The 7,919-nt window shown below is 59.2% G+C and carries 8 protein-coding genes; 3 read left to right on the top strand and 5 right to left on the bottom strand.

The features are described from left to right. Positions 1–336: 336 nt before the first annotated feature. Genes QP363_RS10185 through QP363_RS10175 form a run of 3 tightly spaced genes read right to left on the bottom strand, consistent with a single transcriptional unit; the run spans position 337 to position 2,494 of the window. Positions 337–1,326 carry a hypothetical protein gene (locus QP363_RS10185; protein WP_236659367.1) on the bottom strand — a complete coding sequence of 330 codons (990 nt, stop codon included), beginning with the start codon at positions 1,324–1,326 and terminating at the stop codon, positions 337–339. Beyond that, the gene (locus QP363_RS10180; RefSeq protein ID WP_070711336.1) at positions 1,323–2,123 is read right to left on the bottom strand and encodes an ATP-binding cassette domain-containing protein; all 801 of its coding nucleotides are present in this window, start codon (positions 2,121–2,123) and stop codon (positions 1,323–1,325) included. Before QP363_RS10180 ends, QP363_RS10185 begins: the two co-directional genes overlap by 4 nt. Next, complete coding sequence (locus tag QP363_RS10175) at positions 2,120–2,494, bottom strand: GntR family transcriptional regulator (protein ID WP_070444724.1); 375 nt, start codon at positions 2,492–2,494, stop codon at positions 2,120–2,122. Before QP363_RS10175 ends, QP363_RS10180 begins: the two co-directional genes overlap by 4 nt. 225 nt (positions 2,495–2,719) lie before the next feature. Between QP363_RS10175 and QP363_RS10170 the strand changes: the two genes are divergently transcribed. Beyond that, complete coding sequence (locus QP363_RS10170; RefSeq protein ID WP_070444722.1) at positions 2,720–3,937, top strand: NYN domain-containing protein; 1,218 nt, start codon at positions 2,720–2,722, stop codon at positions 3,935–3,937. A 107-nt stretch (positions 3,938–4,044) separates the two neighbouring features. Here the strand turns inward: QP363_RS10170 and QP363_RS10165 are convergent, their stop codons facing one another. Continuing rightward, the gene (locus tag QP363_RS10165; protein WP_070444720.1) at positions 4,045–4,860 is read right to left on the bottom strand and encodes a PspA/IM30 family protein; all 816 of its coding nucleotides are present in this window, start codon (positions 4,858–4,860) and stop codon (positions 4,045–4,047) included. Between the two features lie 157 nt (positions 4,861–5,017). Beyond that, complete coding sequence (gene trxA, locus QP363_RS10160; protein WP_070644737.1) at positions 5,018–5,383, bottom strand: thioredoxin; 366 nt, start codon at positions 5,381–5,383, stop codon at positions 5,018–5,020. Positions 5,384–5,530: 147 nt separating this feature from the next. Between trxA and QP363_RS10155 the strand changes: the two genes are divergently transcribed. Together QP363_RS10155 and QP363_RS10150 are read left to right on the top strand one after the other, a co-directional pair. Beyond that, positions 5,531–5,731, top strand: coding sequence for a heavy-metal-associated domain-containing protein (locus tag QP363_RS10155; protein ID WP_010187886.1), 201 nt, complete (start codon positions 5,531–5,533; stop codon positions 5,729–5,731). 5 nt (positions 5,732–5,736) lie between these two features. Then, entirely contained in the window at positions 5,737–7,908 is a 2,172-nt protein-coding gene (locus tag QP363_RS10150; protein ID WP_284764447.1) for a cation-translocating P-type ATPase, read from the top strand. Positions 7,909–7,919: the final 11 nt, after the last annotated feature.

Genomic DNA, 7,919 nt, shown 5'->3' with positions numbered 1-7,919 from the left:
ACACATACGGCACAACACGGCCAGAACAAATAAAATCAACCAACAAAAAAGTACATTGGCACACTATTGAGTTCTCAGACATCGTCACCACACAGCCATACGGCCCGCTTTAAGCGAAACGCAGTACTGCGAGTAAGGAAAATATTTGTTGTCAGGGCCTGTTTTCCTACCGCCTCTCTCCAAGAACCTCTGTTCCTGTGGGGCGCTGTCGGTCGCGCTGACTCATATAAAGTTACATACGGCCTTGAAAAAACACAAATATGCACTTCAAAGAAGGTTTTTATCCCTTCTTGAAGTGCACAAAGACAACCGTTTAACGCCGACATTGGTTGGCGCTCAGCGTGACCCAAACCAGCCCATGAGGCCCGGGCTAAACACGTTGGTCTTTTTAGCCATCCGGGGATACGCGGCAACCCACACAACGTAGATGATTGCCATCCCTGTGAACGTCCACCCCATCGCAACGCTGGGATTGATAAGCCACGCTATGAACAGTATGGCGATTGCTCCCGCTAGCGCAGTTGTGTAAAGCCACGTCGGTTTGTCGGTAATGGCGAAACTTAAAAGTAGTGACGTTGTAGCAAGACACACGATGGTGAACCCCGCTGGATTGCCGGTCCACATCATCGCTACCAGATCGGCCACGAGCGATAGGACCACGGGGATTGCCGTGCACAGCACAGTGGCCTTAGCCCAGGCACCGCGCGGCAGCCCAAAGGCCACTGCATCTTTGAGTGAGCTGCGGATTGAATCAGCAACTAGCGGCAGGACAATCAACGTAACAATGACACCCACGATGCCCACGGCGGCATCCCACAGCTTGCTCACCACGATGGTTATCGCTATTGCGATGGCTACACCGATCGCAGTCCACATCCACGCGCGGACCTGGGGACGCAACACAATTTGGGAGACCGGGGACGCTGAGAACCAGCCCGTCGAAGAATCACCATCGCTGCCTACGATGAGGGAGCTCGCGGTCATGCGCGATGGCTCGACGCGCTTGGCCACGCAGAATATCCACGCTGCCGTTGGCGCGATGAGAGTCCACCACGGAAAGGCGAAGGGCGCGCTAACAAGAATGAGCACAAGCGTCAGGGAAGCATTGATTCGCCGGTGCCCATTCCACACCCGGGTGCTCAACCCAAAGGTCAGATAACGCGTGAAATCAGGCTGCGAAAGGTAAACCATAAGGACCATAAAGAGTGAGTAACCAATGGCCCACCCTTGCCCGCGATCCATTCCCAGCACCGGAAGGACAACAATCCACAAGGCAAAAAAGAAGCTGTTCCAGCTCAGCGCCATATGTCTATAGATCTTCATCATGCCTCCCCCAATGCCAACACTGCCTGTTCGAGGGATACCTCGCTGGCACGCAAACCCATTTCCTGGGCCATGTCGAAGACGTTGGTGGTGTGGCTGGGGCGGGCGTCGACAAGCGCGCGGTCTGCCACGGCTGAGGTTTCGCGCTCAAGGACCGGAAGCTGCAGGCGCCCCAGCGCGCGATCGAGGGCTTCGGCAGAGCCGGTGAGTTGGACGACGCCCTCAATGAACTCATCGATGGGTCCGGAGATCGGGCTCTCCCCCATCAAAGCCACGGTATCGAGCAAACCGGATAACTCGTTGAGGTGGTGGGTGGAGACAATGATGGTGCGGCCATGCTCCTCGCGTAAGACTTCGTAGAATACTTCCCGCTTGGAAGCGTCGAGGCCGAGATAGGGTTCGTCGAGAAGCATGTACGGCACCCCCGAAGCCACCGCGACAATGAAGCTCGCCGCCGACTTCTGCCCGCGGGAAAGCCCCGAGTAGTTCTTCATCGGGAGCTCGAAACGCTCCACCAATTCCTCGGCGCGCTCCTTGTTCCAGGTGGGCCAGCGCAGGCTGGCTACGGTGAAGACTTTCTTCACGTTCCAGCCTTCGGGCAAGGGGTTGTCGATACCCATAAGCACAACCTTGTTGAGCACCTTTTCATTGTCATAGGGCTTGTCGCCATCGACCTTGATGCCGGAAGCATTCAGCTGTCCGGCAATCTTGCGTAGCAACGTGGTCTTACCAATACCGTTGGGGCCGACGAGGCCATGTGTGAGGCCGTCGCCGAAGGTGAAGTGTGGGGTGGAAATCATGAGTAGAGTCCTCGGCTTTCTGCGACAAGATCAATGAGGTCATGGAGCTGCTGGCGGGTATAGCCCAGGTGCACGGCTTCGTCGATCAGCGGCGCGGCGTACTCGGCTGCAAATTCTTGGCGACGCCGCGCGCGAATCATTTCGGCTGCACCTGAAGTGACAAACATCCCGATGCCTCGGCGCTTTTCGAGGATCCCCAGATCCACGAGAAGAGAAAGGCCTTTACGGGCGGTGGCGGGATTGATGCTATGGAAGGCGGCCAGCTCGTTCGTGGACGGCGCCTGTGCCCCTTCGGTGAGGGTGCCTTCGATAATGGCGTCCTCAATGAGCACAGCTATCTGACGGAAGAGCGGCTGCGCGGAGTTATCCATGCCGACCCCTTAGCTGGTTGGTTACTCATGTAACTAACCATATAACCATCCTTTAGTCCTGGCAAGACTGCATCGAGCCCTGACTTTGACCTGGGAATTCCCTCAAGGTTATCGACGTTTTGTGACTAATGGGGCACACTGGAACACACCGGCCTTAGGCTGGAAGACCTCACAGAAGTGACCTAAGAAAATTATTTAGAAGAAATAGAACGGAATTTAGGAGCCATGCTTGAACGAACACTTGTCTTCGTCGACACGTCATATCTACTCGCCAGTTTCTATAACTCATGGGAAACGGGTGCCCGAGCCCAGCTAGAGATTGATTTACCCGAAGTAGTCAGCTCCCTTGGTTCCATGATTGAGAACCAGGTTGGAAACCGTATTCACCGCCAATACTGGTATGACGGAATCCCGGATACTGGGCCCCACCGCTACCAGCGAGCGTTGCGCGTCTGCGATGGCGTGCAGCTGCGTACCGGCCAACTCATCGAATGGGGCGAGCGCCGCACCCAAAAAGCGGTGGATACCCGCCTTGTCGCCGACATGATCGTCTCCGCTATGAAGGGCCAAGTCACGGACTTTGTTTTGGTCTCCGGCGACGCCGACATGATCCCCGGAGTGCAGGAAGCCGTCAATAACGGCGTGCGCGTGCACCTCTACGGCTTCGGCTGGGATTCAATGTCCTCCGCTCTGCGCCATGCGTGTGATTCCACCACAATCCTTGATCCGCGCGAGGACTTCGCCGATGCAATGGAGCTCGAGGTTCTCGAAGGCCCGCTACCGCCGACCATCCGCGAACCCCAGAATTCCGAGGACGGCAGCGAGGACGTGAGCGATGCCGCTAGCGAGCTCGCTCCGGAATGCGAAGAACCTACCGAGGCACAAGCTGCTTTCCCCTCCGCACCGAAACCCGGGCCGGCCACTCCTTCTGCCGCGGCACAAGATGTGGCGGCCACGGCCGCTCACCCCGAGTCAGCAGCACCCAGCGTCCCCGCCGAGGACGAGGAGCCCTCCCAGCCTGGAACCGCTGCTCAGGAGCCTGCCGACAAAGAGTCGGAAGCAGGCACCGAAGCCTCGAAGCCTGCTCCCAAGCCGGCCGCGCCAAAGCCGTCGATGATGGCACCGCGCCGCAAGCTACGTTCGAAGTACGTTCCGCTCCCTGAAGAAGTGTGGAGCTCCGCCGGGTTCCAGTCTCCCTTTGATGTGGGACAGCAATATGCCTCGTGGTGGTTCGACAACGCTGCGAGCGCTGATCAACGCGACCAGGCTCACCTGCTATCGGGCGGCGGGCTGCCACCGGAAATCGACCGCCCGCTGCTGCAGTTCGCCTGTGAAACGCTGCACGAGTACACGCTCACCGAAACCCAGCGCGTCAACCTGCGCGATGGCTTCCACTCGGGCATCCGCGGCGTGCTCATCAATATCCGCCGGCAAGATAGCTAAAACACCACAGAGACCTTTGAGAGCATAAGGCGCTGAAACTCCCAGGCCGCGCTACGCGGCCCGCTCTCAAAGGTCCCTTTTCTATGCGGTGATGTGGTCCGCGGTGGCTACTGCTTGCCCTCGGTGGTCTCCGATTCGGAACCAACACCAGCTTCGGTGCCAGTCTCAAGCGCTTGGTCGCTAGCGAAGGGGGAACCTTCGATCTCCTTATTCTTGGCCATCTCGGCGCGAATCTCGTCCAAGCGGGACGCGGCGGCCGTATCGTGACCCGCGGCCGAAATCTCCTGAATCCGGCTGCCACCAGTTGCCTGGTGCAGCTCCTGAGCGCCGAGAGCATCGGCGTAGCGCTTCTCAATCTTGGCGCGTACCGAATCCAACGTTGGCGTGGAATCATCGGGCTTGAGCTCGTTCATAGAGTCCAAGGCCTCAGCGTTCTTCTCCTGCATCGCTGCCTGATCAGCCTGGGACAGCAACTGGTCCACCTGCGCGAGCTGCTCCTTAAGGCGGGCCTCCGACTGCTGCTGCTGGGCCTTCGCCTGCTCGGCAGCTTGGGCGGCGGCCTCGTGCTGGGACTTCAGATTGGCCAACTCATTCTCTACGGCGACCAGCTGGCTCGCCACGACCTCTGCCGCTTGGTTGTACTCGGCGGCCTTCTGCGGATCCTCGGAAGCATCCGCCAGCTCCAGCGCCCGGCGGGTCTGGTCTTGGTAGTCCTTCTGGGACTTCACCAGGCGGTTGAGCTGCATTTCCAGCTGGGTTTTGCGTCCAATAATCTCCGCCGCATGTTCGGAAATCTGGCGATGTTGCTCTTTCGCACCTTCCACGGCCTGCTGGATCTGGACCTTGGGGTCAGCGTTCTCGTCGATCTTCTGATCGAAAGAAGCCATCACATACTTCCAGCCTTTGCTAAATGGATTTGCCATCGCACTCACTCCTTAGTGGTTCCTGCAACAGTATTTAATGCAGCTCTTATTAGTGGCCTATATAAAAAGACGCTTTCCTGCGAGTGTAGCGATACTCACAGGAAAGCGCGCGCGGCGGGCGTACTTGGCCCTCCGCACCAAGGAGAATTCTTCGGGACTATTCCGCCTTCTGGCTCTCCACCTGGGCGCGGACTTCGTCCATGTCGAGGGCCTTAACCTGGCCGATGAGATCCTCCAGTGCTGCCGGCGGCAGGGCGCCAGCCTCACGGAAGACCAGGATGCCATCGCGGAAAACCATCAAGGTAGGGATGGACTGAATCTGCAGCTTCGCAGATAGCTCCTGGTTGGCCTCAGTATCCAGCTTGGCAAACGTAGCATCAGGGTGCTCTTCAGATGCCTTCTCAAAGACCGGGCCGAAGCGCTTGCACGGGCCACACCATTCCGCCCAGGCATCGACGAGCGTGATGCCGTCGGCAGAGATGGTCTCCTGGAACGTGTCCTCAGTAATGTCAATCGTTGCCATGTTGTTCCTATCAGTCTCGGGGATATTTGTCGGTTCTATCAACCCTCAACGGTACACAAGACTCGATTATTCCTTGCGCGTATACCCCAGGTGGGTATATTCTTGGCAGTAGCATTAACCGCTAAGAAGAGAGAAGGATTCATCACCATGAGCACCACAACCTACACCGTTACCGGCATGACCTGTGGCCACTGCGAGCTTTCCGTCAAGGAAGAGATCTCAGAGATCAGTGGCGTAACCGACGTTACTGCCGACCACACCACCGGTGCAGTCACCGTCACCGGGGAGGGTTTTAGCGATGAGCAAGTTGCTGCTGCCGTCGCCGAAGCCGGCTACGAATTGGCCTAAACACCATGACTACCAGCCTCACCCTCGGCATCACTGGGATGACCTGTACGTCGTGCTCCTCCCGCGTCGAGCGCAAACTCAACAAACTCGACAACGTTGAAGCCACGGTCAACTTCGCCACGGAGTCTGCCTCCGTGAGTTATGACCCTGCAACGACGACGCCCGCCGATCTCATCGACGTCGTCGAAGGCGCGGGCTACGGAGCCTTCACCATGGACGGTGAGGGGGAGGAACCAGCAAGCACGGCGGAGGATGCTCGCGAGAGCGAAGCCTCCGACATCCTTCAGCGCACCCTGCTCTCTGCGGCACTCTCCCTACCAGTGATGCTGCTTTCCATGGTCCCGGCCCTGCAGTTTCAGCACTGGCAGTGGGCCTGCTTGATGCTCACGACACTCGTCTACGTCATCGGCGGAGCACCCTTCCACCGCGCTACCTGGGCCAATCTGAAGCATGGCGCTGCCACGATGGATACTCTCATCACACTGGGCACTACCGCCGCTTTCGGTTGGTCCCTCTACGCGCTCTTTTTCGGCGATGCCGGAATGCCCGGTATGACCATGCACATGACGCTACGCTCCAATGACGCGCAGATGGACCACATCTACCTCGAATCCGTCGGCATGGTTATCACCTTCCTGCTGCTTGGACGGTGGTTTGAGCTCAAAGCTAAGGGGCGCTCCTCCGAGGCGCTCACCACGCTGCTGACTATGGGGGCTAAAGAAGCCACCGTGCTTCGCGACGGCACCGAAACCCGCATTCCCGCCAGCGAGCTCCACGTAGGCGATGTTTTTGTGGTCCGTCCCGGCGAGAAGATCGCCACCGATGGCGTGGTTCTCAGCGGTCATTCCGCCGTGGATGAATCCCTGCTCACCGGCGAGTCAATGCCGGTTGAGGTTTCACCCGGCAGCACGGTGACGGGCGCTACCATCAACGCCTCTGGGCGCCTTGAGGTGCGCGCCACCCGCGTTGGCTCCGACACCGTTTTGGCCCAGATGGGCGCGCTGGTCACTGCGGCCCAGACCTCGAAGGCCCCTGTACAACGTCTCGCGGACCGCATCGCCGCCGTCTTTGTCCCGATCGTCATCGGCATCGCTCTCCTCGCCCTCGTGGCACACCTGTTGTTCGGTGGTATCGCCCCAGCCTTCGTGGCCGCCGTCTCCGTCCTCATCATCGCGTGTCCGTGCGCCATGGGCTTGGCGACGCCCACCGCAATCCTCGTGGGCACCGGGCGCGGCGCCGAACTGGGAATCCTCATCAAGGGCCCGGAGATTTTGGAATCGACGCGCCAGATCGACACCATCGTTCTAGATAAAACGGGCACCATCACGGAAGGCCAGATGTCGGTGGGAGCAATCCAATCTACGGCAGGGCACACGCAGCAGGACGTTCTTCGTCTCGCCGCGGCCGCAGAGCAGGGCTCCGAGCACCCCATCGCACGCGCCATCCGCACGGCTTACGACGGCGAGCTCCCCACAGCCGAAGACTTCCACGAGCTTCCCGGCCAAGGCATCGAGGCAACGATTGAGGGCGCGCACGTGCGAGTCGGCCGGCCGCCTGCGGGCTATGAGGGCACCGGGACCCAAGTCGGCGTCTACGTCGATGACACCCTGGCAGGCACCATCGAGCTGCAGGATCGCATCAAGGAATCCTCCGCCGCCGCCATCGCAGCAATGCACAAGCTAGGACTTACACCCCACCTACTCACCGGGGATAACGCCGGCGCGGCGCGTGCAGTGGCGCGAGCCGTTGGCATTGATGATGCCAACGTGACAGCGGAGGTCATGCCCGCAGACAAAGTGGATACTATTGCTCGTCTGCAGGAGCAGGGGCGCACTGTGGCCATGGTGGGCGATGGCGTCAACGACGCCGCAGCGCTCGCGCAGGCGGACCTCGGAATCGCGATGGGCGCGGGAGCAGACGTGGCCATCGAAGCTTCCGATATCACGGTGATGAACAACGACCTGCGCTCCGTTGCCGAGGCAGTGCGACTCGCGCGCAGCACCCTGCGCATCATCAAGGGCAACCTATTTTGGGCCTTCGCCTATAATATTATTCTTCTTCCTGTGGCAGCGTTTGGCCTGCTCAACCCCCTACTGGCGGGGTTGGCAATGGCCCTGAGCTCAGTCTTTGTGGTGACCAATTCTCTGCGGCTGAAAAGCTTTACCCCCGAGGAGTAAGCTTAGCCTGC

Origin of the sequence: Corynebacterium sp. UMB6689, assembly GCF_030215295.1 — a bacterium.
GTDB lineage: Bacteria > Actinomycetota > Actinomycetes > Mycobacteriales > Mycobacteriaceae > Corynebacterium > Corynebacterium aurimucosum.
The sequence above is the reverse complement of the archived record's forward strand: the minus strand, read 5'-3'. Positions and strand labels throughout refer to the sequence as shown.

Bases quoted from the DNA above. Each gene is read 5' to 3' on its own strand.
- QP363_RS10185 (WP_236659367.1), bottom strand. From the start codon at position 1,326: ATGATGAAGATCTATAGACATATGGCGCTGAGCTGGAACAGCTTCTTT.
- QP363_RS10180 (WP_070711336.1), bottom strand. From the start codon at position 2,123: ATGATTTCCACCCCACACTTCACCTTCGGCGACGGCCTCACACATGGC.
- QP363_RS10175 (WP_070444724.1), bottom strand. From the start codon at position 2,494: ATGGATAACTCCGCGCAGCCGCTCTTCCGTCAGATAGCTGTGCTCATT.
- QP363_RS10170 (WP_070444722.1), top strand. From the start codon at position 2,720: ATGCTTGAACGAACACTTGTCTTCGTCGACACGTCATATCTACTCGCC.
- QP363_RS10165 (WP_070444720.1), bottom strand. From the start codon at position 4,860: ATGGCAAATCCATTTAGCAAAGGCTGGAAGTATGTGATGGCTTCTTTC.
- trxA (WP_070644737.1), bottom strand. From the start codon at position 5,383: ATGGCAACGATTGACATTACTGAGGACACGTTCCAGGAGACCATCTCT.
- QP363_RS10155 (WP_010187886.1), top strand. From the start codon at position 5,531: ATGAGCACCACAACCTACACCGTTACCGGCATGACCTGTGGCCACTGC.
- QP363_RS10150 (WP_284764447.1), top strand. From the start codon at position 5,737: ATGACTACCAGCCTCACCCTCGGCATCACTGGGATGACCTGTACGTCG.